Here is a 24176-nt window from a genome sequence, read left to right on the forward strand (position 1 = left end):
CTTCCGCGTATTATCCGGACGATAATAATCACCTAACAAGGTCTATTACCATTAGCGCCATTATTGCTCTAGCAGCGGTATTTGTGATCTGGGCCTATCTCAGAAGACGTAAGCAACCTAAGTAAATGTAAAAAGAAATAGGCCGCTCTTTTCATGGAGTGCGGCCTATTTTTCTCTCATCTACGGCTCCCGAGAAATATTCAAACACTGCACTAATACTATTAAAAACTTACCAAGAAACTACTCAAAGGCATGTTGATTACTACTTCCGGAGACTATTTTTTATATGAAGGAATCAATCCTGGATTGGCTCAAACAGGCAATGTAGTATTTGAAATCCCAGAAGATATGACTGGCTTTCTTTTGAATGTCCAAACTGGGTTCTGGGGAACCGAACAAGGACAGATTGAATTGAAATAATACTATATGGATCATAAACCACCCAACTGAATATTTAAAAATCAATGCAAAAGGCACTACCTTGAGGCAGTACCTTTTGCATTGTTAAGTGAAGAGATATCCAATTTAGGGGAGGTTAATACTCCACATCGACCCAATCAGGTCGTACATTACATAGCTTTTTCAGCCAGATCACTAACTAAATTTCTCATCCACTTACGGGAGTAAATCCGGGCGTAGCCGAAGCCAAAGCGGACAACCTCCTCCAGCGAGATGACGAGATACACAAGGTAGACAGGTTGCTTCCAAATGTATGACAGCAACAGCCCGGATGGAACACCTATCAGCCACGTTGCGGTAGACTCCATGCCGAATACGAACTTGCTGTCTCCTCCGCTGTTTAGAATACCGCCGGCTATAATCATATTGGATACTTTGACCCAAAGAAATCCAGCAAACACGATAACGATATACATGCTCATTTGTTTAGCGTCCTCGGAGATATTGAACGCAGAGACATACAGCTTCGAGCCTGCCGCAATGATAACCCCGACGATCAGAGAGATAATGATGCCTAGACGAATGAACCTTTTCGCATGATCGAGTGCGATATCAGATTCATTCGCACCCAAACGGTTGCCAACCATTACCCCTGCTGCACTAGCCAGACCCGATAATAAACCGATGCAAAGACCCTGAAGTGGGAAGGTAATGGTCATTGCAGTCATTTCCATCGTCCCCATACGGCTATAAATGACCGCATATGCCGTTTCACCCAATACCCAAATCAATTCAGTCAGTAGCAGCGGATAGGTCGTTCCAAAAAACTTGCGAATGAGCGGTTTAGGAACGATGAATAAGTTCTTTAACCCGACAGCTCCCGGTAAACGATACCGGTACACGGCACCAATGATCAACAAGCATTCGAAGACCCTAGAGATAAGAGTAGCAATGGCAGCGCCCTTCAGACCAAGCGCAGGAGCACTGAAATGACCGTAAATAAGTACGTAATTCAGTATAATATTCAAGCCAACTGCAATTAGACTTACATACATCGGCCATTTGGCATGGCCAGTACTGCGTAAAATCGCGGAATACATCATCGTGAGCATGACAGGCACAAAACCGATCGACATTATCTGGAGAAAGATATAACCCTCATCTATTACATTCACGTCTGTAGTGAATAGGCTCAAAAAGAGCGGCGAATCGATAAAGACAGCCGCAGAGAACAGGAACGAGAACGCAAAGCCGGTGATCAGTCCGAGACCCAGTACTTGAGAGACGCTTTTGGAATCTTTATTTCCCCAAAACTGGGCTGCATATATGGATACACCCGTCGATAAACCGGCCAAGACAACCGCGATGATCCCGTATATTTTGGTCGACATCCCCACCGAGGCAATTGCCACATCTCCCAGCTGCCCAACCATCAATTGATCCGTCAAATTAAGCAATGCCATCAGCAAGCTTTGAAGCGTAACGGGCACAGCGATTTTATACACACTTTTGTAGAAATCTTCTTTCTCTGACATGTATCGTTCACAACCCCCATATTCTCGATTTTTCCAGAACTTATAGCCATTCGCAGTCTATGACTTAGTGTGAGGTTAGATCACCTTTTTGTAGCGCATGAGCGTGTAGTTATCTTTTGGTTGAATTTCTACAACCTTGAACTTTTTCGCAAAGTTCAATTGCTGATAACCGTCTCCATCCACTAAAGTAATGTTTGTGGAGCCGCCTATGATGATTGGAAGCTGCATTAGAATAATCTCATCGACGATATCCTGATTGAAAATATGCCAGTTTAAGAATCCGCCGCCTTCGACCATCAGACTGGTAATCCCATAGTTCTCCTCCAACTGACGTTCAAGCTCCACAAAATCGACTTTATCCTCGCCGCAGATAAGGCACTCCTTTCCTCTTTGCCGGATCTGTTTGATTTTTTCTTCATCCCGTCCTTTCTCGGTCGTGACAATAATCGTCTTCCCTTGGTCCGAGAGTACATTGCAATCTAGCGGAATATCCAAGGTAGTTGTCGGAATGATACGAATTGGATTTTTATTTTCCTCATACCGATTAGTAAGGAAGGGATTGTCCGTCAAAATTGTATTTTTGCCGACCATAATTCCCTGCACCTTCCCCCGGAATAGATGAATAAATTCCATATCCTCACTGGAAAACAAAGAAAAAAGCTCTTTACTCGAATTACCAGCGCCCATAGTGAGCTTTCCATCAATAGAAATTTGGCTGAATATCGTTGTTTTCATTTGGCTCTCCCCATCTCTAATTAGCTTTTAAATGTGCCCCAAGAGGCTTGAATAGTCTGTTCTATTTTGTTCAATGCTTGTTCAGGATTGCTCAAGGGCAGCTCAATAAGACCCGCATTTAACGCCTCCCATACATGGATCATGAAGGGATAAGTCGGCATCGGCCGTGAATGATCCAAAAGTGATAAAATCATCTTTTTGTTAGGCGCAGCAGAGGCCGCTAGACGGTTTAGCACCTCTTCCTGAGCCGGAATCCGCTGTACACCCAGCGTCCACATAGTTTGGCATTCGTCACTCAGCATAAAGCGCGTGAATGATAAAATATCTTCCCGCTCCTCGGACGTTAATGAATGATTAGGGTAGATCAGGCCGATAGAAGAAGACATGGATAACGATTGCCGTCCTTCGATGCTCGGAAGCTGGCAAACCGCAAGCCTATTGTTCATATGCTTATCTAGATGGTTATAAATCCACTCGCCACAAATAATGGCGCCGATCTTGCCGTCAATGAACTGCTCAAGCAGTCCTGTGGAGCCGTCGAGACTAACGAGCACGCCTTGATCCATCTTGTCGCTAATAAACTGAAGCGCCTGCTTCATTTCAGAGGTGACGATATTCGGCTTTCCATTCTGTACAGGCCAGCCGCCGAAAGCTGTAAGGAACGGAATAAACCAATAGCCTTGCTGTAAGTCTGCTCCAATCGGTACGATACCTTGGGCGGATAACCTTTCTGCTGCCTCTTCGAACACGTCCCATGTCGTCGGCGCACTAGGGTAAATCGACGGGTTGTAATACACAACCAGATGATTGCCCCGCAATACCGGGATACCATACTGAACACCATTCATTTGCATCGTTGAAAGGGCACCCTCAGTCAGCGTATCGCCAAATAGCCCGCCCGGCACTTCGGAGTAAAGACCGTTCTCAACATAGGAGGACATGTCGGCAGGAACCATCGCCAGATGCGGACCTTGCTGGGTATCCTTAATTTGGTTCAGGCGCGCAGTCAGCTCCGTAATATTCATGACTTGTGGCGTAATTTGTACCCCAAAGCGCTCTGTATACAGCTTACAAATTCCCTCCAGCACCTCAATCGAGGTATCTCCCGGACCATCAAACTCATGCCATACCACGACTTCCTTATTGTTCTTTTCCATTGCAGCCTCTCTCCCTTACCTATATTGTCTATGATTGTTTACGAGCACTAGAGCCTGATTAGGCGCAAGCAGCAAGCAGTCGAACGCCTGACCTACGCTGCTACCCGTTAAGGAACTATCCAGTGTTACCGTCATTGGGCATCGGCCAGGTACGGCTACCTTCAAATCAACTTGGCAGAAAGCATCAGCACTCAAGTTAAAGCAGCACAGCAGCGTTTCATCCCCTTGCATATACCCATACAGAACAATACCTTCCGGGGATTGAGCCACGAAAAAGTTTTCCGGCTTCACTAGGTGGCGCCAATCTCTCTTGAGTTCACTTAGCTCCGCCAACAGCGGCAGCATCGGTGTAGGATTGGTCCAATTAATTTGCATGACGTTAAAAAAAGCTCGGGAAATCTCCTCTCCGTTCGTGTTGTCTCCAAGACCACAGTTGAGCGGCTGCTCCTCATTCATTTCATAACCCGTTGTCACGTATGGAATTGCGTTCGGAAGAAATTGATTAAATACCGCAATCATCCGAGCAACCTCAACACCGCCACGGCTGGTGATCCGAGGAGTATCTGCTGTTTCTGCGCAGGCAAACACATGAATATTCAACTCAGGCAGCTCTTCTAAGAATGAAACGAGATTGTCTTTAGTAATTTGTGTCATGACGTTCCATCCACTGCCAAGCATAATGTTATAGCCGGTGTTTGCTGCCTTCTTGTGGTTGCGATTGAACAAATCTTCGCTGATTAAGATCGCATTTGGATTCATCTCTTTAATCGTCTCAAAAATACGAGTCAACAACGGAATAGGTAGCACGTGTCCGATGTCGATGCGGAAGCCGTCAATCCCATATTTTTCGAGATTAACCCGTACTGCCTCCTCCAGAACATCCCACAGCTCCAGATTCGGCTCCTCTCCCGGGTAGTCATTGCATTTAATCGTATCAAAAAGGACATATGGCGCCTGATCGGGACTTATAAGATGTCTCACTTGCGGAGAGAAATCCTGGTAGAGGCGTAAGAACGTAATGTCTGTCCAAATCGGCTGCACATCATTTATCCAATCCGAATGCGCTGGAGCAGTTGTTATCCCCATCTCTTGCTCCACCAAAGTTAATAGCTCCTCTCCTGTTTTAGCAGCTTTCTCTTTCAAGTGCTGCCAAAGGATTGGATGGAGTTCATTGGGCGGTGGCGTGAACTTCCGCAGAAATACTGCTGTCTCCTGGCTGCGGTAGACCGTCTCCAATTTGTCCGGCGTACACTCCTCAAAAAATCCAAGCTGGGGAATTGCGGGCGGCGCAAAGCCTTCTAATTCGTCCATTTTGATCCAATACACCCATTCAGGATGCTCGGTAATGAACACACTGTTTTTCGCCGTCACACGGGGAATGAAATCAACAACAGTCTTAATATCAAGTAAATGACAAGCCTCTACCAAAGCGCTGAGCTCATCGTGGATCGTAAACTCCTCCATATCATCCAATAGGCTATCGTGCAGGTTCTCGTCCAAATGGAATAACGATTGCACTGCGTAAGGGGACCCAATATCCCCCTTCAGATTCAACTTGCTGTACTGGTTAACTGGAAGCATGTACAGAATATTGATGCCCATTTTCTTTAGCAGAGGCAGAAGAATAAAGAATCTTAAAAAAGTACCCGATTCAATTTTTCCGTCATGGTTGTAATCCCAAGCCGTAGAATAGCGAATAAGCGAAGAATAGATCGCGCTATCGTCCAGATTTATGCGTTCCTTAAGCAGATATCTCCACGAAAGCCTGTCCACATAATTCAAATGATCAGTCAAAAAATCATACGGGTGTACACAAATTTCACCCTCTTTTTCTAAGAGAACACGTTCATATTGGCACTCATTCCACACTGCGGGTATCCAAATTGGCTCTACCTCTTTGGCCTTTTGTGTAGACAAGTAATCTTGAATTAATCTGAATTTGCTATCATTGCTCATCAACAGTGCCACCTCTCATTGATTGTAGTCTTACGTTTAGGGAACAAAAACCGTCTTTACGGTTTCACTCCCAACCACCTTCAAAGAGTTCAATTCATAGCCGATTAACTCATCTATCGCTGCTTCATGCTGACTGAGCTTAACTTTTCTAGTTACTAGTTTCTCCATTTCAGGAGTTTCAGCGGCAAACCGCAAAGCTTCCTCGAACATGTAGCGGTATTCACCTGCTGCTATAATTTTTATTGCATGCTGCACGAATTTGGTAGGGGAAAAGGTGTAGCGATACTTCGCATTAATACCAAAAGGAACGATGCGGCCTCCACGTTCAATCCACTTTTCCGCCATTTCGAGTTGAGTGCCCACCGTATCGATAATCACATCAAACTTATGTCCCGCACAGATTTTGTCTACGGTAGCTTGATTTAATTGGGCAGGGGTTAGAGCAAAATCTGAGATCTCTCTGGCAAAAGCTAGCCGATAGGGATTGACTTCAGTCGCTACCGTGAGCGCAGATTTCGACTTGCTCACAATTTGGCTTAACAGTCCCATTGGACCCGATCCAAGAATAAGTACCTTGTCGTCTGCTGTGACATTGGCTTCTTTGAAATTGTGCAGTACACAGGCAAGCGGCTCAATCAAAACCCCCGTCTCCCAGCTCATATGATCGGGAAGACGGTGTGCAAACGTTTGTGCAGTTGAGTAAAAAAAAGTGAATGTCCCATTTCGATTCAAACCCGCAATAGGCATCCCATTTCCATCGATGCCCGTACAGAGGTGCGGCTGTTTCTTCAGGCAAAAATAGCATTCATCACAGCTTTGATTCGGATCGATAACTACGCGGTCGCCTACCTTAACACGGTCAACGTTGCTGCCGATTTGGATTACAGTCCCTACTGCCTCATGACCACGAATGACCCCTGGAACCCCCTCCTCTTTCCCAGTTATGACTGCTAAATCTGTTCCACATACACCTGTCATCTCAATCCGGATCTTGACTTCATCCGGTGCTGCAATCTGCGGCTCTTCCCATTCGCAGAGCTCCAGCTTATGATTGGATGTCCACACCAACGCTTCCATACTCATTCCCCTTTCTCTTTTTTGTTATCCATATTCGCCCAGAATATATCATAACTACCATGTAAAAGTAAGGTGAATGTTGTCGAAAAATGTTAATAATTACATTTTTATATAAACGCTCACGAGTAAGCGCTTTAATTTTCTTTCGCTTATTATGCGGATTGCACTGTCTGAAACGGCAAGTTTAAGGGCCATCCCTTGTGGGATGACCCTTGAATACTATCGTGATCAATCGAGCACCGCACGGGAATAAATCCCGAATCAACGTCTCCTATTTTGCAGCTTCCGCTTCCAGCCGTGCAATGACCTCTGAGCCAGCTTGATCTGTGAAGCTAAGCACCCCGTTTTCCTGAACGATCAGTCCTTCCCGTATTCGGCCATCCAGCCAATCGCTGATCCAGCCGGGAGCATACCCGCCTTGGCCGAACTCGCCGCCAAAAGCAATCATTTCTTCATATACATCCAGATATTGTTGACGGCTCGTATTTGGATAAGAGCTTGTGTATAGCCAGAACTGCACATCATACATCAGAGTAGAAAGCTCATCCGCATGAAAGGAGAAGTGTCCCTTCTCTTCAACGATTCGGGTACATACTTTACGGATCTTATGCTCAAGCTGATCTACTTCAGACACATGGCTGCACAGCTTCGCAAGCAATGGTGAGAATTGGCCTACGGCTACTTTGCGCAAATCCTCCTCTTTATCTTCTTCAGAGGTGTCGTATTCTTCATCACTCACCAGGCCGCGTATAAACGTCTCGAAGTCTGGGGCCAGAAACGTAATCTCATAATTATCTTCCTGATCCACATGAATCACCTCGGGTTCACCGTCCTTCCCGCAATTCCGGTAATCCAGCATCACGACATCATGACCTGCCGAAGGGCAATCGCAAATTACCACGCCAATGTCAGGGTATCCCCACTCCTCAATCATAAACGGACTGCCGAGATCGCCGCAGAGTGAATAGCTTTTCTCACGTCCGATGCCCATAATGCCCGTAATCGCGATATGATCCTCAGCCCATGAGGTCGCATCCTCCGTAGGAAAACAGGTATTATAAGGCACTCCCCCATTGTGCTGCTTCATCAGACTGATATAAGAGGCAGGAAGCTTGTAACCTAGTTCTTCTTCTACAGAAGCAATCAGCTCATCCGTAGGCGGGGCCGAAACATATTCTTTTAGCGCATAATCGCTATCTTTCCAAAATTCGGAGAGGTCCATCCCTTCAAAAGGAGTTACAGTCGTCCCCGAATCATTATGTTGCTCTCTGATTGCCTGTCTGGCTGCGGCGTGTTGTTCTTTGCGTAGCTTGCGCTGGCTGAATTTCAGAAACATGGCCGTATTCTCATCATCCGGATCGAGGTCATGGGCAATACCCAGCACTCTCACCGCTTCCTCATATCGATTCAAATAATAGTAGGAATATCCCACACGAAAATGCCACAGATAATCATTCTGTCCTTGTTCCGCAATCTTCGCGAAGTGTTCAAGGGCTTCTTCATAACGTTCCAAATTGTTATACGCTCTTGCCAGACTGCTGACCATCTCGTAATCTCTGTCCGCTGGAGGAATCTCCATCAGAGTGTCTACAATCTTCTGGTGTTCATCATCTTCATGCCACTGTGTCAGCTGTGCGATTAGTTCTTTGTCCATGGTCTACCTCCCAAGCTTATAATCAAGTTACTAGAATATAGAGAAATATGGTTTTCCCTATTCTACCAGATGGGATGTAGGTATTGAAAATCGATAATAGAGCCTCACAAAGATTCTTAATTATGGGTACAGCCATATCTCTGAAACCGTCATCACCGCTGGCAGTGCAGCCTCGTCAACCGCTACATTGTCATACCAGCCGCCCACTGCAAGGTTCAGCACCAGATAAAATGACTCGTTAAAGGGCATAACTCCTGGCTCCAAGCAGCGCTCGGCAAAGCAATGTCCGTCTACCAGCCATCGAATCGAACTGGCGGTCCATTCCAGTGCATAATCATGGAATTCATTAATGGTTCCGCTTTCAAAATGGTGCGAGAACTCCTCGACGATTTGATGTTCCCAATCCTTTCCGTAGTGCAGTGTTCCGGATATTTGCTGAGGCAAGCGGCCTTTGGCTTCCATGATATCAATCTCGCCGGAAGCTGGCCAAGGTCCGGAAGCCTGTTCCTGCGGAAGCAACCAGATGGCAGGCCAAACCCCTTGCCCCACCGGCAGCTTTGCACGCACAACTAACTTCCCATAGCAAAAGGAAAAATGGTCCTTTGTATCCAAACGAGCCGAGGTATATGCAAAATTGCGCCCATCCTTTCCAATGGATTCACTGCGTGCGCACAGATTTAAGCCAAATTCATCGATATACAGATTGCTGGAATGATCCGTGTAATACTGCTGCTCTCCGTTGCCCCAACCTGGGTCTATGGGATTACCCTCATTATCTAACAAGTCGTTGCCAAGGCGGATATTCCATAGCTTTAAATCGGCATTTCTATCTAAGAAATTCTGTTCCCATATAGGTTTATTCATCCTTTGCACACTCCCTTCATTTAATCACAGCATACTTAATTTTTGCGGCTGGTCAAACAAATCTAAAAAAATGGGATAGGGTCGATAATCATGGGCTTTTTTTCCTATACGCTTTTTCATACGATGAAATAGAAAGGGGGCACGGAAAATGTTCCAATACAGAACGGAACAAATGAAAGCGCTTTTTAAGCAGTGGCAATTGCAAAGCATGGTTATCCCGGGAATCATCTGGATGTTTATCTTTTGTTATATCCCTATGTTTTGGCTCATTATTGCATTTATGGACTACAGCATCGCCAAACCCTTACTAGAATCACCGTTTGTCGGGCTGAAGCATTTTCAGGATTTTTTGACGGATGAGCGTTTTTGGCGTTCGATTCGCAATACGCTGGGGATGAGCAGCATCAAGCTGGTCTTGGGTTTTCCCATTCCTATCTTGTTTGCCTTGCTGCTGAATGAAATACGGAGTCTTCGTTTTAAGCGAACGGTACAAACCATTTCGTACCTGCCGCACTTTATTGCCTGGACGATTTTTGGCGGCATTGCGCTCAATTGGCTGGGCGAGGGCGGTGTGATCAATCAGTTGATGATGGCAATCGGGCTCCAGGAACGCGAAATCCTGTTTAACAGCGACCCTAAGTACTTTTGGTGGATCACCTTTTTCACCGATACGTTAAAAGAAACCGGCTGGAGCGCAATTATCTACATAGCGGCAATATCCGGCATTGATCCGGGGCTGTACGAAGCGGCTGAGCTGGATGGCGCAAACCGGCGGCAACGGATGTGGCATATCACCATTCAGAGCATACGCCCCACCATCGCTATTTTGTTCATCCTCGCTGTCAGCGGGATACTCGGCAGTAACTTTGAGCAGATCTTTATGTTGAAGAACAATATGAACATGAGGATGGCGGAAAGCCTAGACTTGTATATCTACAACATGGGGTTGGTCTCCGGGCGCCATTCCTTCTCAACAGCCGTCCTGTTCGCCCGCTCTATTGTGGCGCTAGGTTTGTTGTTTTTGGCCAATCACACATCCAAAAAACTAACCGGCGACAGCATTTTTTAGAAAGGAGAGGACAGAGGTATGGAAAGACGCAAAAGATTTCGGCAAATTGGAGTATTTGAGGTCTGCAACACCCTGCTGATGCTGGCGGTTTGCTTTTTAACACTGTACCCGATGTGGTTTGTATTCATTAACTCGCTTAACGCGCCGCAGCAGGCATCCCTGGGCACCGTCAACTGGTTTCCCAAAGAATTATCGCTGGCCAGCTATAGTGTTGTGTTCAATGATAAGACAATGATGAACGGTTTTTACATTACCACTCTGCGCACAGTGATCGGGACAGCAACGCATGTGTTGTTTACCGCCATTATTGCTTACGGAATGAGCAAGTCTAATCTGATCGGACGCAAGCTGTATCTTAAAATCGCATTGGTTACGATGCTGTTCTCAGGCGGGCTGATCCCTACATTTATTCTGATGACGAAGCTGGGCTTATATGATAATTTTTGGATATTCATCATTCCCTCTATGTACACTTTTTTTAATATGGTCATTTTCATGAGCTTCTTCCGCACCATACCTGACAGCCTGGAGGAATCTGCGAAGGTAGACGGTGCTTCAGACTATGGTGTCCTGTTCAGAATCGTATTGCCCAATAGCATGGCTGTCATTGCGACTATATCGCTTTTTTCAGCCGTTTATCATTGGAATGATTATTACCAGGGGGTCATCTACATCCGTTCGCAGGAATTACTGCCACTGCAGACCATGCTGTACAAAATCATTGCGGAGAACTCTATGTCCTTCATGCAGCAGCAAGCTATGGCGCAATTCGGCGCAAGACTTCCCGGCAACTCTATTAAATTTGCATCCATGATGGTGGCCACACTGCCTATTCTGATAGTCTATCCTTTCATTCAACGCTATCTGGTCAAAGGCGTGATGATTGGCGCCATTAAGGGATAAGAGTGTGAGTGTCTAGAAACTGGTATACAAAAATTCAGAAGCAGCAAAGAAAGGATGATAATGTCATGAAACGCAATCTGATTAAGCCGGGGTTGACCCTCGTTCTGGCCGCAAGCCTGATGCTAGGCATAGCCGCGTGTTCCAATTCAGCGAATAGTGAAAATAAGCCAACACCACAGCCTACAGATAGTACACAGCCGCCGCAGAGTGAAGCAAAGCTCAATCCCGATGATCCGGCATGGAAGCTGGATACCAGCCCTGTTGATTTGACCTGGTTCGTAGGTGCTAACTGGTATGCCCACACTTGGGGAGACAGCTTGACCTCCAAGTACGTAACGGAAAAAACAGGCGTAAACATCAAGCTTGAAGTACCTTCCGGTGAAGCGAATGAGCATATTACCCTAATGATGACCTCGGGCAAGCTGCCAGACTTGATATCAATGGGTTCGTGGGAAACCGCTGTCAAAAAGCTGTGGGAAGGCGATCATGTCTACGCCTTAAATGAATTAGCTGACAAGTATGACCCTTACTTCTTCAAGGTGGCCGGGGACGGTACACTGAAGTGGTATCGTCAAGAAAATGGCAATACCTATGGCGTTCCGAATGATTCATATAGCCCCAACCTGATGCATGAAACTGGCATGACGGCCGCCAACCAGACTTTCCTGGTGCGAAAAGATTTGTATGAGGAGATGGGCAGCCCGGACCTTAGCACTCCAGAGGGCTTTCTGAACGCACTGCAACTGGTAAAGGATAAGTACTCCCAATATAAAGGCCAGCCCATCAGTCCCTTTTTTGCACAAGGGAACGTCCCTTACGGGATGACCGAATATCTGCAGAACCTACTGGCCGTTCCGCATGAGAAAGACGGAAAAGTATACGACCGCATTACCGATCCCGATTATATTGCCTGGCTAAAAACCTTCCGTACGGCTTACGAGCGCGGGTTGATTAATGTGGATTTCCTGGTAGATTCCGATACTCAAGTAGAGGAAAAAACAAACAACGCCCGCTATTTCATGATGGTCCGCGAGTGGACCGGTATGTCGGCTGTCAATCCTATGCTGGCTGCTAGCGGCAACCCGGACTCTTACTACATCGCAGTCGATGGGCCAAAGAACAGCAAGGGCGATAACCCTAAGTTATTCCCTGGCAACATGGACGGCTGGATGGTGACGATGATTAGCAAATCAACCGAAAACCCTGAACGAGCCATCCGCTTTTTGACCTATCTGGCCAGCGAAGAAGGCCAGCGAGATTTGTTCCTTGGCAAGGAAGGCGAAACATGGGAGATGGTGGATGGCAAGCCGCAACTGAAGCCTGAAATGGTAAAATTACTCGACACTGATATTGAGAAGCTGGAGAAAGAATACGGCATCATGGATACCTATTGGATGATGCGAAACCCTGTAATCGTCAACCAGTGGAGACCGGAGAAATCTCCTGTCATTAAGCAAATGGAAGACTTCGCCAATAAGCAGGCCGATATTGATAGCGGTATCTATAAGGGCTTAGATCCACAGGGCGATTCTGATGTGTCGGTAGCCTGGTCCCGTATTTCGCAAAATTGGGAGGAAGTACTCCCTGAGCTAATTACGGCCAAGAATGAGGCTGAATTTGATAAAATCTTCGACAATTTCCTTGACCGCCGCGAGAATTACAACTTTGGCAAGGTGATGGAATACCGCCAGGCTGAACTGGATGTGCGAAAATCCAAAATGGCAGAGTAATAATGCCCGTATAAAGATTACTGCCGGCCACCGAAAGGTTGGCCGGTATTCCCTTTTTCGCTTCTTTTAACCATTTAACAAAACAGCCTAGTTACCTACCGGGCAGTTTGTAATATATGGTATATTACAAGGGTAGGAGGCTACTTAAATGAAGTATCTGCTGACTAAAATGAAGAAGCTGTACCGTAATTCCCGCATCTCCCAAAAATTGTTTTTGGCCTTTAGCATGATGATTGCCATCCCTGCGATTGTGGTATCCTTTTTATTTATCCGCACACAGGAAAGTCAGCTGTACAAGGACGCTATGGCTACCGGCAGCAGTCATGTCTCAAGAATTAACGAACAGCTGCGCAGCAAAATGGGTATTATTGAGAACGCTTCCTCTACTGCGCTGAATCAAAAGGCTTTTGTAGATTTTATTCACTCCAATATGCGCGGGGATGGCCTGCGTCTCGTAAAATTTAGACAAAATCAATTTGAGCAAATGCATAATATCATTCAAAGCTACGAGATGATCAGCGAGCTCAGTTTCTATGTCGATAATCCAAACCTATTTGAGATTTGGCCTGAAATCTACCATTATGACAAGTTCTGGCCGAAGGACTACTGGGTGACTCTTCGTGAGGAAGGTGGTGCGGCATACCGCTTATTTGCTTTTAAAGATGGAGAGCATACGCTATCCTATTACCGGTTGGTACGCCTTCAGGGGCAACAGCAGAAACTCCCTACCATTATGGAAATCCGCGCCCAGCATAGCGTCTTTTTCAGTGACCTGCTTGAGGATAGCGGGGGGGATTTCTTTTCTGTAGTGATGGATGGAGCCGACTCTTCCCGATCTGTATACAATCCTGAGCATACTTTTTCTCAAAATGCCGGTGAAGAATTGGATAAAATTCTAGGCAGCATTCACCAGCAGCTGGATGTGCTGCAGCAGAGTAGCCCCATTAAGGTAAAGGTAGGCGACCATACTTACTACGCGTTGTATCGCTACATCGCCCCACTGAACGCCTATGTAGTGGATATTGCCTCTCATCAAGCGTTGATGAAAGGCCCACGAAGTTGGTATTTGCTCGTAGTAGCGATCACATTGTGTGTATTGCTGCTGATGTTACTGCTCGTTTCACATACCACTCGGCGCATTTTCCGCCGGCTCGACAGGGTGCTGGCTTCTATGCGCAAGGTGCGGCAAGGCCAACTGGATGCGAAAATTGATACCGGCCTGGATAAAAACGAAACCGGTGACGAAATCGACGAGGTGGCCGTCAGCTACAATAATATGTTGGACGAAATCAAACATTTGATGACCCAAGTGGTAGATAAGCAGCTGATCGCCAAAAATGCACAGCTGCACTCGCTGCATTCGCAGATCAATTCACACTTTTTATATAACGCGCTGGAATCCATCCGTATGCTCGCGGAGGTTCAGCGACAGCCGGCTATCGCGGAAGCGTTGGTGTCTTTAGGCTCACAACTGCGATACAGCATGCAATGGCGCAGCGATACGGTTGCGCTTAGCGAAGAACTTGCCAACATACACAGCTATGTCCGATTCATAAACTTTATGGAGGATGGCAGCATTGAGTTGACGGCCGATCTCCCGCAGGAGGTACTGCGTTATACAATTCCTAAAATGTGCATGCAGCCCATCGTCGAAAATGCCGTTCATCATGCAGCGCCCTCGGGCGGCAGCGTACGTATCCAAATTACCGTATCGGTAGAAAATGACAGCCTTCTGTTAATTGAGATACGAGATAATGGCGCAGGTGTTGACCCGGAAATGCTGTCCAGTCTGCAGGCTGTGCTGCGGGGCGACTCAGATTCACCGATTGTTACCAGCAAAAACGGACTGGGCTTGGAGAACGTGCATAAGCGCATACAGCTTCATTATGGTAAGGACTGCGGTCTTTGGATTGACAGTGTGCAGGGCGCCTATACTTGTGTAACCATACGTTTACCTTGGGAAAATGTGAATCTGGGAGGATGGTAGGGCATGATCAATATTTTAATTGTGGACGATCAAAAGCACATTCGTGATGGACTACAGGCTATGCTGCGCCAATTTCCGCTGCAGCTGGACAATATTTACTGTGCCGTAAACGGAATTGAGGCCTTGGGTATATTGAGTCAGCACAATATCCAACTGGTGATTACTGATATCAGGATGCCTGATATGGATGGACTGACGCTGATGGCGCAGAGCAAACAGAAGCACATCGAGGTAGATTATCTGATTATTAGCGGCTATAGTGATTTTGCCTATGCTCAAAAGGCCATCGAACTTGGAGCAAAGGGCTACCTGCTCAAACCTGTGAAACGTGAAGATCTGCAAACCGCAGTAGAACATGTAGCAAATGAGATAAAAACACGGCAGACGCTCTCGCGTAATATGGAGCATATCTCCCGCCGCGCCCGGGAGACAGACCGCAAAGAACTGAGTATGTTTATGCAGGGTGCAATGATTGATGAGGCGTGGGTTCTCCAGACCCAGCAACAGAATCCAGAGTTATGGAGTAATTACCGCCTGTGTCTGCTGCGGGAGGAATTATGGATTAACCAACCGGGGGCTGACAGTAGCCACAGCATGGAATCCCTTGCCTACCGTGTGTATGGCAGACGAGGGTGTATATGCCTGCAACACCGCCCGTACCTGATTCTCGCGGTTGATGCGGCCGTAGAAACGGGAGCCTTCCCGGCCGCCCTCAAGGCAGAACAGATAGATGCCATTACTGCCATGACCAGCCCGCAGCAAGGATTGAAGGAGTTGCCCCGCAGCTATACACAAGCGTTGGAGCTCTATCGCCACAGTTACCTGTTTCCAGAGAAGAGCTGCATCTTGCCAACACATATTGAGCGACTGGAGCAGCAGTGGGAGCTTCCCTATGAGGAGTTATATGCCCTGTTCCAGTTAATCGGCACCAAAAACAGCGGTACAATCACCCAAGGCATTTCTATAATATTTCACAAAGATACATTGCAACGCTATCACATCCAATACACACAGCAGCTATGCCGTGCCATTGTACAGATGCTGGAGGAATCTGTGCGTGTGATCCGCCCGTACATGGGGGAAGAAGCGCTGGACATCGAATGTTTACGTAATCTATTCGATTATCCGGGTATTCGCGATTATATTCAGGCGCTGCAACAACAGCTGCTTCGGCTGAACCAATTTTATTATGAATATAAGTGCAGCTATCGCAACTCGCAAGATTTGAATGAAGCCATACGCTTTATACACGAAAGCTATCATAAGCCCCTGGATCTCGCGATGGTATCGAACCACGTGTCGCTTAATTATGCCTATTTTTCTAACCTGTTCAAAAAAAATATCGGCAAAGGCTTTGCAGAATACTTGCGCGATGTGCGCCTGGATAAAGCCCGGCGGCTGCTGGCCGAAACCGATCATAAAATTGTAGAGGTAGCCACCATGGTAGGGTATGAAAGCTACAAAAGTTTTACACGATCCTTTCGGGATGTCATGGATATGCAGCCCACAGAATATCGGCAAATGATGCGCCGGAAGCACGACAGCGGGGAAAAGTACCGTGACACAGCGCTATAAATAATCAAAAGCCAAAAAATTGGGTTAGAACAAAAATAATTGTACCTTTTAGCTGATTATTATATTCGATAGAATAGAGATGTCTCTAAATGTAAGCGGTTTCGTTTCTTCATTATTTTATTAAAGGAGGGCAAGTATGAAACGACTTTACAATACGGAGAGTGGTTTTAAGCAGAAGGTATTTAGTTTGTTCTTAGCAGTAGTACTGTTAGCTGGGGTTGGCCTATTGCCGACTTCAAAGGTGCAGGCAGCAGGAACCACAGTTACCTCTATGTCTTACTTTTCAGCAGCAGACGGTCCTGTCATCTCAAAATCAGGGGTTGGGCAAGCTAGCTATGGTTTCGTCATGCCTACATTTAATGGGGGCTCTGCCACCTGGAATGATGTTTCCGATGACGTCGGTGTAAAAGTAAAAGTTGCTGGAAACTGGGTGGATATTGACAATGCAGGCGGCTATACCTACAACCAAAACTGGGGACACTGGAGCGACGGTGGCTTGAATGGCTATTGGTTCACTCTCTCCGCAACAACGGAGATTCAGCTATTCTCCAAGGCTAATGGAGTTACACTTGATTACACCCTGGTATTTCAAAACATAAACAAAACGACCATTACTGCTATGGCCCCTACACAAGGGCCGCAGATTACAGCAGGATTTACAGGAAGTGCAGGCTTTACTTATCCTACCTTCAACAATGATCCGGCCGTTACCTATGAAGCCGTAGCTGAAGATCTGAAGGTATATGTAAAACCTGTAAGCAGCAATACATGGATTGATATTGACAATAATGCAGCCAGCGGCTGGATCTATGATAACAACTTCGGACAATTCACCGAAGGCGGCGGCGGCTACTGGTTCACCGTAACAGAGTCTATCAACGTCAAGTTAGAATCGAAAACCTCAACGGCTAACGTCGTTTATACCCTCACCTTTAATAAACCTGTAAGAAATTCATATGTCTTAACACCTTATGAGGGAACGACCTTTACCGCAGATGCAAAAGGTGTAATAGGTGTCCCGCTACCCAAAATTGATGGGGGCGCTCCAATAGGCACTGAGCTAGGAAATTACGTATACCAAATTAACATCAACGGACAATGGGTTGCTATGAGTGATTCCAGCCAAAGCGGATTTGTATACGCCGGCAATGGCTATAACAACATGTCCGATGCCAACCAGTGGGGCTATTGGGCTGACTATATCTATGGGCTTTGGTTCCAGCCCGTCCAAGAGGATGTGCAAATCCGTATTGGCTATCCATTAAATGGACAGGCGGGCGGAAGTGTCGGCAACAATTACGTCAACTATACCTTTATCGGTAATCCAGATGCCCCACGTCCGGATGTATCCGATCATGATGACATTGCCATCGGAACACCAAACGACCCGGCGATAGAGGACATGAATCTCATTTGGCAGGATGAATTTAACGGAACAGCGCTCGATACGAGCAAATGGAGCTACGAACAAGGTTATTATATTACTGACGATCCGAATAGCTGGGGCTGGGGCAACGCGGAACTGCAGCACTATACAGACAGTACACAAAATGTATTTGTACAGGACGGAAAGCTGAATATCAGAGCTTTGAACGATTCAAAATCCTTTCCACAGGACCCAAGCCGGTATGCCCAGTACTCATCCGGCAAGATTAACACCAAAGATCACTTGTCCTTCCAGTACGGCAGAGTAGATATTCGTGCTAAGCTGCCTACAGGTAACGGCGTTTGGCCAGCACTTTGGATGCTTCCGGAAGATGCCGCTTATGGAGCGTGGGCAGCATCCGGAGAAATTGATATTATGGAAGCCAAAGGACGCTTGCCCGGCACGACCAGCGGGGCCATACACTTTGGCGGACAATGGCCTGTAAACAGATATATTGCTGGTGAATATCACTTCCCTGAAGGCCAGACCTTCGCCAATGATTATCATGTGTACTCCATGATCTGGGAAGAAGATAATATGAAGTGGTATGTGGACGGCAAGTTCTTCTTTAAAGTCAGTAGAGATCAATGGTATTCCGTAGCTGCACCTAACAATCCGAACGCCCCATTCGATCAACCCTTCTACATCATTATGAATCTGGCGATCGGCGGGCACTTCGACAGCGGCCATACCCCAGATCCGTCGGATATTCCTGCAACAATGCAAGTGGATTATGTTCGTGTCTATAAAGAAGGCAACAGCGAGAATCCGGTAAACGTGCCGGTTACCGGTATTTCTCTGAATCAAACCACTGCGCAGGTGGAGGTCGGACAGACTGTGCAGTTGAACGCCAATATTGCCCCGTCTAATGCAACCAATAAGCAGGTCACTTGGACCGTATCAGGTACCAGCGTCGCTTCCGTGAATCCGAACGGTCTCGTGACGGGACTCACTCCAGGCACAACAACCGTAACGGCTACAACAGCCGACGGCAATAAAACAGCCCTCTCCACCATCACTGTTGTACCGGCATCATCATCCGATGTTATCATCGTCGGCGATGAGGTGCGGGGTCTGAAGAAAATAGGCGACGACCTGCTGTTCTATGTGAACGGCGCAACCTTTGCCGACTTACACTATAAGCTAAATAACGGTGGGCAGCTAAACGTAGCCATGACCCCGGCAGGGAACGGTAACTATACCTACCCTGTAAATCACCTGCAACACGGGGATACCATCGAGTACTCCTTCACCTATAATCCGGGACAAGGGGCTGTCGATTCCCCAACGCTCTCGTATATCCATGGGGTAACCCAAGGAACACCAGAATAAAGTAGTTGAACCCTAAGCAACTGCATGAACACGAATAGGCGAGGAGGAAGTGTTGAAGCTTCCCTCTCGCCTATTTTGTTGTTTCTACCGTGCTGCAGGTCTTCTCGGTGGAAGCTCGGCTAGCTAGCCTCATGATTATGGGCCGTCGGTTCATCACCTGACGCTTTCCGCACCTTCGCTCGCTTGCCTAAATTAACGCGTCGAAATGACCCTCCGCGTCCACCGTCGCCGTCCGGGGATCAGTTAGGCCGATGCCCTTGAGGCCTCCCTTTCCTTCATTTCCCCAAAGGGGGAGGTGATCCTGAAGCGGAGAAGCAGGCACAAAATTTACGGAGGTGCTGCTCCCGCTTTTCTGTACCAGTTGGGACTCCAGCAGCCGGATTTGCCGCTGCAGCTGCTCCCGGCGATAAGGCGTCTGCATCTCACTTCCTTGTGCCGCATTCACTTTATCCAGTTCCATCATCAGCCGGTTTCGCTGTTTCTCCAGAGAACTGACATCACTCTGTGTACCGCCGTAGGCCGCAATGGTCTGTACGGAGCTGATGCCTGATACTGTCTGTGCCGCCATGATCTTTCCCCCCGTTTCCTTGGCTCCCAATCCAAAATCAGCCAAATTTGAAAGTTCTAATCATCTTTATTACCCGGCAGGCCCCGTCATGACAACATCACAGCCTCAATTGGAAAATAATCGTCGTATAGTCTCAGTCGGGCGCTTGTTTCAACCCTACCAAAGACCCACCGAAGGCTGGCTAAAGTCCCTTCAGAGCTCCCTTACTCGTCCTTCAACCGCCGCTGATACAAAATGACAGACACTACTGTTAGCACAACCGTCCATACCAAATTAATGAGGAGTGGTTTCAATACATCGCCCGTCGTATAACCTGTATTGCTTAGACCCAGCAGATGCACAAGCTGACTGCTTGGCATGTAATCCAGCACTTTGAAGACCGGATAATCCTTCGCTAGTACTTCTCCCCACGGTGCCCCCATAAATATGAACGCCACAGGGAGTATAGATAATGAGGCTTCAAGCAACGTCTTGGAGAATAAGCCGCAGATCGTCCCGGCTGCAGTGTACAGAATAATCGAAAGAATGATTACTGCCACAAACGCCCATATATTAGCTGGCTCATAGCCAAATAATAATGTAGAAATAGCGAGAACAACAGTGGACATGACAAAGACCAAACTGCTTTTACCGATTAGTACATCCATGGTCGTAGCCGGTGTCATCATTAATGACCGTAAAGTGTTACGCTCCTTCTCTTCCGCAATCAAACAGGCTTGTGCGAAACATGTTAGCAATACAAACGAACTATTAAAAAGAAAACCGCTGGCTCCAGGTAAAGACGCACCTGCCCTCTTGAAAATCAGAGCGATAATAATAGGAAAAATCAGCATAATGGACAGCGCGTAGTTACGTGAAAACTCTTTGTAATCCTTCACAAATATCGCCCGGGCACGTTTGTATGAGATACTCATAGTAGCTCACTTCCTGTCATTTTAATAAAGATATCACCTAGACTTGGTTCTTTCGTCTCTAACCGGTCAATTAGCCCCCGCTTCATCCAATCCGCGATTTGATCAGCCGTCCCCTCATCGATCGGGAGCTCGTAGGTTTCCCCATTGATTAAGTCCACACAAATTACGTTCTCCCGGTGCTGCCGCTTAAGTTCCTTTGGTGAGCCTATGGTTTGGATTTGTCCCTGATACAGAATCGCTACACGGTTGCATATCAATTCTGCTTCAGACATATCATGCGTAGTCAGAAAAATCGTTGTTCCTTTCTCATTTAAGTAGCGTAAGCCTTTATAAATATGTGCTGTGTTTACCGGATCCAAAGCCGAAGTTGGTTCATCCAGAAATAATAATTCCGGCTCATGGATAATCGCGCATGCCAGCATGACACGCTGACGCATCCCTTTGGATAAGAGGTTGGCTTTCTTTTTGCGCTCTCCGCTTAAGTTTACAAACTGCAGCACCTTGTCGACCGCAGATTTGGGAAGATCATATAGCTTACGATACAGCTCCAGATTTTCCTCAATACTTAACCTCTCATATAGACCACTGTTATCCGTCAAAATGCCAAAACGCATCTTCTGAGCAGACTGCTGCATCATCTCCGCTGGCTGGTCAAATACACTTGCCTGTCCACTTGTCGGATTTAATTGTGCCGTTAGAATCTTGATTAATGTTGTTTTGCCTGAGCCACTCGGTCCAAGGAAACCAAAAATTTCACCCTTAGGAATTGAAAATGAAACATCTGCTAACGCATCTTTTTCTCCAAATCTCTTACGGATACGTTCTACCCGAATAACATTCATTAACTCCACATCCTTAGTGTTGATGGCTTAAACATATACAGATTACATGCTTCCTGCCATCAAAACGCGCCGAAATGTAGCTGTAAGCGCCTGAATGGTACCCTTTAAATGTTAAGAAGTGCTTTTAATTCAGACAATTTTGAACGGGATAACGGAACCACGGCATCTTGACCTGTATTTAATCGCAAGCTGTAGCTATTTTTCGTCCATGTAATAATCTCTCTTACTTTTTGCAGATTAACAATATAGGATCGGTGACACCTAAAAAAACCGAAATTTAATAATCTCTGCTCGAGCTCGGTCAGCGTCAGCGCACAGTCATAATTTTCACCGCCCACATGAACAAGGATTGACCCCTCTACACTTTCTATAAAATCAATTTCAGGCGGATTAAATAAAATCACTTTGTCATTTCTTTTGGTAGAGATCTTCTGCAAGGTTATATTGGCCTCGTCTTGTTTCTGTACTTCCTGCTTATCCTCGTCGAAGTCCCGAATATCCAATGGATGAAATCCCGATTCGTTCAACCGATAAATGGCATCACAGGAAATAAGGGCATCCTCTAAATTCGAAGTTAAAATTAAAATCTGCTTTTCTTGTGAAAGATCATCAAGAATCCGTTTGAGTTGACGACAATCTTGCTCTTCCAAGTAAAAATAGGGTTCCTCCAGTACAAGTGTAGGCTGATGCGCAAAAAATACACGCAGCAATGTCACATACATTCTTTTCGATGAGCTTAGATCCTTGATCTTTACCTTCCGTTCTTCCTTTAAAGCAAAATAATCTATCAACGAAGCGGCACGCTCATTCCTCTCCGTTATTCTGATTAGAAAAGTGATTAGTTCCTCCACCGATAAACGCATATACTCGTTTTGCCCAGCCCGAAATAAATAATATTGGGAATGATCACCTAATTGATTCATTAAAAGCTGCTTTCGCTTCAAGTCCGTTATGATGCCAACCGATTGGTTCGGTGTCATATTTAATTCGATCTTCGGTAGAAATAATTCCCCATTATAATAAATTGGTTGAAATTGCATGCCATCCTCCCGGTCATTTAATGCAAATATTAGTCAAGGCATCTTCTAGTCATTTCTGCACATAAAAAAAAGCCCAAGCAGCTTCTCCGCTCGGTGCAAGAGTACATTAATTAGTAATACGGTTCAGCGCAATTTCTGTAACAGCAAGTTTTGAATAAAGACCATCCCGATAAAAGGATAGTCTTTAGGGTCACTAATTTATTTTAATTGCCTCAATACAAAGCTCGATCCTCACTTCATTTCCGACTATAATTCCACCCGTTTCCAGAGGCGAGTTGAATTTCAATCCAAATTCATTACGATCAATACTGGCTGTTGAGTGAAATCCTACACGTTCCCGTCCGCGGGGGTCCTTGTTTAGTCCTTCAAAAACAGTATGAAAAGTAACAGATTGGGTTACTCCATGCAGAGTTAGATTGCCTGTAAGTTCATATTGCCGCTCACCAGCAAAGACACAGTTGGTGCTTTGAAATGCAATGGTTGGATACTTGGCAGCATGAAGGAAATCGTCGCCCCTCAAATGTTCATCTCGTTGCGCTTGGCGAGTTGTGATACTATTTGCGTCTACGGAAGCCTGAATACCCATGGTTGTTAACTCGTTGGGATCAAAACTTAAGATAGCCTGGAAACGCTCAAATACTCCTTTGATTTTATTAATCATTAAATGCGTCACCGAAAACTCGACAGAGCTGTGGTCCGGATCCACTTCCCATTTGATATTACTCATGAATAAATTCCACCTCTATAATAAGATTATGAGCAAGGTCACCTATCTCCAAAACAATGCGCTACTCGCTATACACCTAATATACAAAAACGCTACTGACAACGTTGTGTCAGTAGCGTTTTAGCATTTTTGTGGCTTCCTCGTAAATCCGATTTCAGAATGGTTCCCCATTGAATCCGTAATTCCTTTTACCCGAATATCCACCATCGCAATAAACATCGAACTGTGTGTGAACAGTCATAATCTGCAACTAGTCGAATCTTTGCAGCGATTCAAATAAACGCCTTAAGTTATTCAATAAGCTGTTTTTTTCCTCCAGAGTCCAGTCATCCAAAGCTTCATGCAAAATTCGTTCACGGGTGAGGCTAATCATTGTATTGATTTTCTCCCCGCTTTTCGTCAATTCAGACACACGAATGCGGGAATCTGCACTTGATGGATACGTATGAACCAACCCCGCGTTTTCTAACTTATCGATTTGCCGGCTAACACTCGAATAGTTTTTTCCCATCATGGCGGCCAAATCACCAACACTAGTCGGTTGGAGATGCACGATGCCCACAAAGACACGAAAGGTTGCTGCCTCCAAATTTACGCCAGCATTAGCAATCATCTTCTTATCGCGGTCTGGCCTATTGATAATGGAAACTAAATCGATCAGCGCTTTAAAAATATCGTTTTCCATT

The 24176-nt window shown here is 46.1% G+C and carries 20 protein-coding genes; 7 read left to right on the forward strand and 13 right to left on the reverse strand.

What is annotated here, in order from left to right:
- Positions 1–252: 252 nt before the first annotated feature.
- Positions 253–420, forward strand: a complete 168-nt coding sequence (locus tag NST94_RS29205) for a DUF4352 domain-containing protein (RefSeq protein WP_081387811.1) — start codon at positions 253–255, stop codon at positions 418–420.
- Positions 421–569: 149 nt separating this feature from the next.
- On the opposite strand, the gene NST94_RS29210 is transcribed toward NST94_RS29205, so the two are convergent.
- The 7 genes from NST94_RS29210 to NST94_RS29240 form a co-directional block, all read right to left on the reverse strand.
- Positions 570–1934, reverse strand: coding sequence for an MATE family efflux transporter (locus NST94_RS29210; RefSeq protein ID WP_076181778.1), 1365 nt, complete (start codon positions 1932–1934; stop codon positions 570–572).
- A 75-nt stretch (positions 1935–2009) separates the two neighbouring features.
- Positions 2010–2669, reverse strand: coding sequence for a dihydrofolate reductase family protein (locus NST94_RS29215; RefSeq protein ID WP_036682374.1), 660 nt, complete (start codon positions 2667–2669; stop codon positions 2010–2012).
- A 20-nt stretch (positions 2670–2689) separates the two neighbouring features.
- The gene (locus tag NST94_RS29220) at positions 2690–3826 is read right to left on the reverse strand and encodes an extracellular solute-binding protein (RefSeq protein ID WP_076301535.1); all 1137 of its coding nucleotides are present in this window, start codon (positions 3824–3826) and stop codon (positions 2690–2692) included.
- Positions 3827–3841: 15 nt separating this feature from the next.
- Positions 3842–5782 (reverse strand): alpha-amylase, encoded by a 1941-nt coding sequence (locus NST94_RS29225; RefSeq protein ID WP_081383197.1) that lies wholly within the window; start codon positions 5780–5782, stop codon positions 3842–3844.
- 36 nt (positions 5783–5818) lie between these two features.
- Entirely contained in the window at positions 5819–6865 is a 1047-nt protein-coding gene (locus tag NST94_RS29230; RefSeq protein ID WP_248548889.1) for an alcohol dehydrogenase catalytic domain-containing protein, read from the reverse strand.
- A gap of 265 nt (positions 6866–7130) precedes the next feature.
- Positions 7131–8513 carry an SMI1/KNR4 family protein gene (locus tag NST94_RS29235; protein ID WP_076181774.1) on the reverse strand — a complete coding sequence of 461 codons (1383 nt, stop codon included), beginning with the start codon at positions 8511–8513 and terminating at the stop codon, positions 7131–7133.
- A 120-nt stretch (positions 8514–8633) separates the two neighbouring features.
- The gene (locus NST94_RS29240; protein ID WP_076301536.1) at positions 8634–9377 is read right to left on the reverse strand and encodes a glycoside hydrolase family 16 protein; all 744 of its coding nucleotides are present in this window, start codon (positions 9375–9377) and stop codon (positions 8634–8636) included.
- A 148-nt stretch (positions 9378–9525) separates the two neighbouring features.
- On the opposite strand from NST94_RS29240, the gene NST94_RS29245 reads away from it, so the two are divergent.
- From NST94_RS29245 to NST94_RS29270, 6 genes are all read left to right on the forward strand, one after another.
- Positions 9526–10446, forward strand: a complete 921-nt coding sequence (locus NST94_RS29245) for an ABC transporter permease subunit (protein ID WP_076124267.1) — start codon at positions 9526–9528, stop codon at positions 10444–10446.
- A gap of 18 nt (positions 10447–10464) precedes the next feature.
- A complete protein-coding gene (locus NST94_RS29250) occupies positions 10465–11349 on the forward strand; it encodes a carbohydrate ABC transporter permease (RefSeq protein ID WP_038573901.1) in 885 nt (294 codons plus the stop codon).
- Positions 11350–11414: 65 nt separating this feature from the next.
- A complete protein-coding gene (locus NST94_RS29255) occupies positions 11415–13079 on the forward strand; it encodes an extracellular solute-binding protein (RefSeq protein ID WP_076220283.1) in 1665 nt (554 codons plus the stop codon).
- Positions 13080–13227: 148 nt separating this feature from the next.
- Positions 13228–15066, forward strand: coding sequence for a histidine kinase (locus tag NST94_RS29260; protein WP_076301537.1), 1839 nt, complete (start codon positions 13228–13230; stop codon positions 15064–15066).
- Positions 15067–15069: 3 nt separating this feature from the next.
- Positions 15070–16641 carry a response regulator gene (locus NST94_RS29265; protein ID WP_076301538.1) on the forward strand — a complete coding sequence of 524 codons (1572 nt, stop codon included), beginning with the start codon at positions 15070–15072 and terminating at the stop codon, positions 16639–16641.
- A gap of 136 nt (positions 16642–16777) precedes the next feature.
- Positions 16778–19399: a family 16 glycosylhydrolase gene (locus NST94_RS29270; RefSeq protein WP_076301539.1), complete on the forward strand. Its 2622-nt coding sequence runs from the start codon at positions 16778–16780 to the stop codon at positions 19397–19399.
- A 187-nt stretch (positions 19400–19586) separates the two neighbouring features.
- On the opposite strand, the gene NST94_RS29275 is transcribed toward NST94_RS29270, so the two are convergent.
- The 6 genes from NST94_RS29275 to NST94_RS29300 all read right to left on the reverse strand — a co-directional run bounded on the left by NST94_RS29275 (position 19587) and on the right by NST94_RS29300 (position 24175).
- Positions 19587–19967 (reverse strand): FlxA-like family protein, encoded by a 381-nt coding sequence (locus NST94_RS29275; RefSeq protein WP_038573907.1) that lies wholly within the window; start codon positions 19965–19967, stop codon positions 19587–19589.
- Between the two features lie 203 nt (positions 19968–20170).
- Positions 20171–20881, reverse strand: coding sequence for an ABC transporter permease (locus NST94_RS29280; RefSeq protein ID WP_076218792.1), 711 nt, complete (start codon positions 20879–20881; stop codon positions 20171–20173).
- Positions 20878–21723: an ABC transporter ATP-binding protein gene (locus NST94_RS29285; RefSeq protein WP_076274868.1), complete on the reverse strand. Its 846-nt coding sequence runs from the start codon at positions 21721–21723 to the stop codon at positions 20878–20880. The genes NST94_RS29280 and NST94_RS29285 overlap by 4 nt, the downstream gene beginning before the upstream one ends.
- A 104-nt stretch (positions 21724–21827) precedes the next feature.
- Complete coding sequence (locus NST94_RS29290) at positions 21828–22763, reverse strand: LytTR family transcriptional regulator DNA-binding domain-containing protein (RefSeq protein WP_076181756.1); 936 nt, start codon at positions 22761–22763, stop codon at positions 21828–21830.
- 193 nt (positions 22764–22956) lie between these two features.
- A complete protein-coding gene (locus NST94_RS29295; protein ID WP_076181754.1) occupies positions 22957–23490 on the reverse strand; it encodes a YceI family protein in 534 nt (177 codons plus the stop codon).
- 250 nt (positions 23491–23740) lie between these two features.
- Positions 23741–24175 carry a MarR family winged helix-turn-helix transcriptional regulator gene (locus tag NST94_RS29300; RefSeq protein WP_076181752.1) on the reverse strand — a complete coding sequence of 145 codons (435 nt, stop codon included), beginning with the start codon at positions 24173–24175 and terminating at the stop codon, positions 23741–23743.
- Position 24176: the final 1 nt, after the last annotated feature.

Source organism: Paenibacillus sp. FSL H8-0282 (assembly GCF_037963825.1).
Taxonomy (GTDB): Bacteria; Bacillota; Bacilli; order Paenibacillales; family Paenibacillaceae; genus Paenibacillus_AQ; species Paenibacillus_AQ odorifer.

What these genes read in the sequence shown, in the direction of transcription:
- NST94_RS29205 (WP_081387811.1), top strand. Translation starts at nt 253, where the DNA reads ATGTTGATTACTACTTCCGGAGACTATTTTTTATATGAAGGAATCAAT.
- NST94_RS29210 (WP_076181778.1), bottom strand. Translation starts at nt 1,934, where the DNA reads ATGTCAGAGAAAGAAGATTTCTACAAAAGTGTGTATAAAATCGCTGTG.
- NST94_RS29215 (WP_036682374.1), bottom strand. Translation starts at nt 2,669, where the DNA reads ATGAAAACAACGATATTCAGCCAAATTTCTATTGATGGAAAGCTCACT.
- NST94_RS29220 (WP_076301535.1), bottom strand. Translation starts at nt 3,826, where the DNA reads ATGGAAAAGAACAATAAGGAAGTCGTGGTATGGCATGAGTTTGATGGT.
- NST94_RS29225 (WP_081383197.1), bottom strand. Translation starts at nt 5,782, where the DNA reads ATGAGCAATGATAGCAAATTCAGATTAATTCAAGATTACTTGTCTACA.
- NST94_RS29230 (WP_248548889.1), bottom strand. Translation starts at nt 6,865, where the DNA reads ATGAGTATGGAAGCGTTGGTGTGGACATCCAATCATAAGCTGGAGCTC.
- NST94_RS29235 (WP_076181774.1), bottom strand. Translation starts at nt 8,513, where the DNA reads ATGGACAAAGAACTAATCGCACAGCTGACACAGTGGCATGAAGATGAT.
- NST94_RS29240 (WP_076301536.1), bottom strand. Translation starts at nt 9,377, where the DNA reads ATGAATAAACCTATATGGGAACAGAATTTCTTAGATAGAAATGCCGAT.
- NST94_RS29245 (WP_076124267.1), top strand. Translation starts at nt 9,526, where the DNA reads ATGTTCCAATACAGAACGGAACAAATGAAAGCGCTTTTTAAGCAGTGG.
- NST94_RS29250 (WP_038573901.1), top strand. Translation starts at nt 10,465, where the DNA reads ATGGAAAGACGCAAAAGATTTCGGCAAATTGGAGTATTTGAGGTCTGC.
- NST94_RS29255 (WP_076220283.1), top strand. Translation starts at nt 11,415, where the DNA reads ATGAAACGCAATCTGATTAAGCCGGGGTTGACCCTCGTTCTGGCCGCA.
- NST94_RS29260 (WP_076301537.1), top strand. Translation starts at nt 13,228, where the DNA reads ATGAAGTATCTGCTGACTAAAATGAAGAAGCTGTACCGTAATTCCCGC.
- NST94_RS29265 (WP_076301538.1), top strand. Translation starts at nt 15,070, where the DNA reads ATGATCAATATTTTAATTGTGGACGATCAAAAGCACATTCGTGATGGA.
- NST94_RS29270 (WP_076301539.1), top strand. Translation starts at nt 16,778, where the DNA reads ATGAAACGACTTTACAATACGGAGAGTGGTTTTAAGCAGAAGGTATTT.
- NST94_RS29275 (WP_038573907.1), bottom strand. Translation starts at nt 19,967, where the DNA reads ATGGCGGCACAGACAGTATCAGGCATCAGCTCCGTACAGACCATTGCG.
- NST94_RS29280 (WP_076218792.1), bottom strand. Translation starts at nt 20,881, where the DNA reads ATGAGTATCTCATACAAACGTGCCCGGGCGATATTTGTGAAGGATTAC.
- NST94_RS29285 (WP_076274868.1), bottom strand. Translation starts at nt 21,723, where the DNA reads ATGAATGTTATTCGGGTAGAACGTATCCGTAAGAGATTTGGAGAAAAA.
- NST94_RS29290 (WP_076181756.1), bottom strand. Translation starts at nt 22,763, where the DNA reads ATGCAATTTCAACCAATTTATTATAATGGGGAATTATTTCTACCGAAG.
- NST94_RS29295 (WP_076181754.1), bottom strand. Translation starts at nt 23,490, where the DNA reads ATGAGTAATATCAAATGGGAAGTGGATCCGGACCACAGCTCTGTCGAG.
- NST94_RS29300 (WP_076181752.1), bottom strand. Translation starts at nt 24,175, where the DNA reads ATGGAAAACGATATTTTTAAAGCGCTGATCGATTTAGTTTCCATTATC.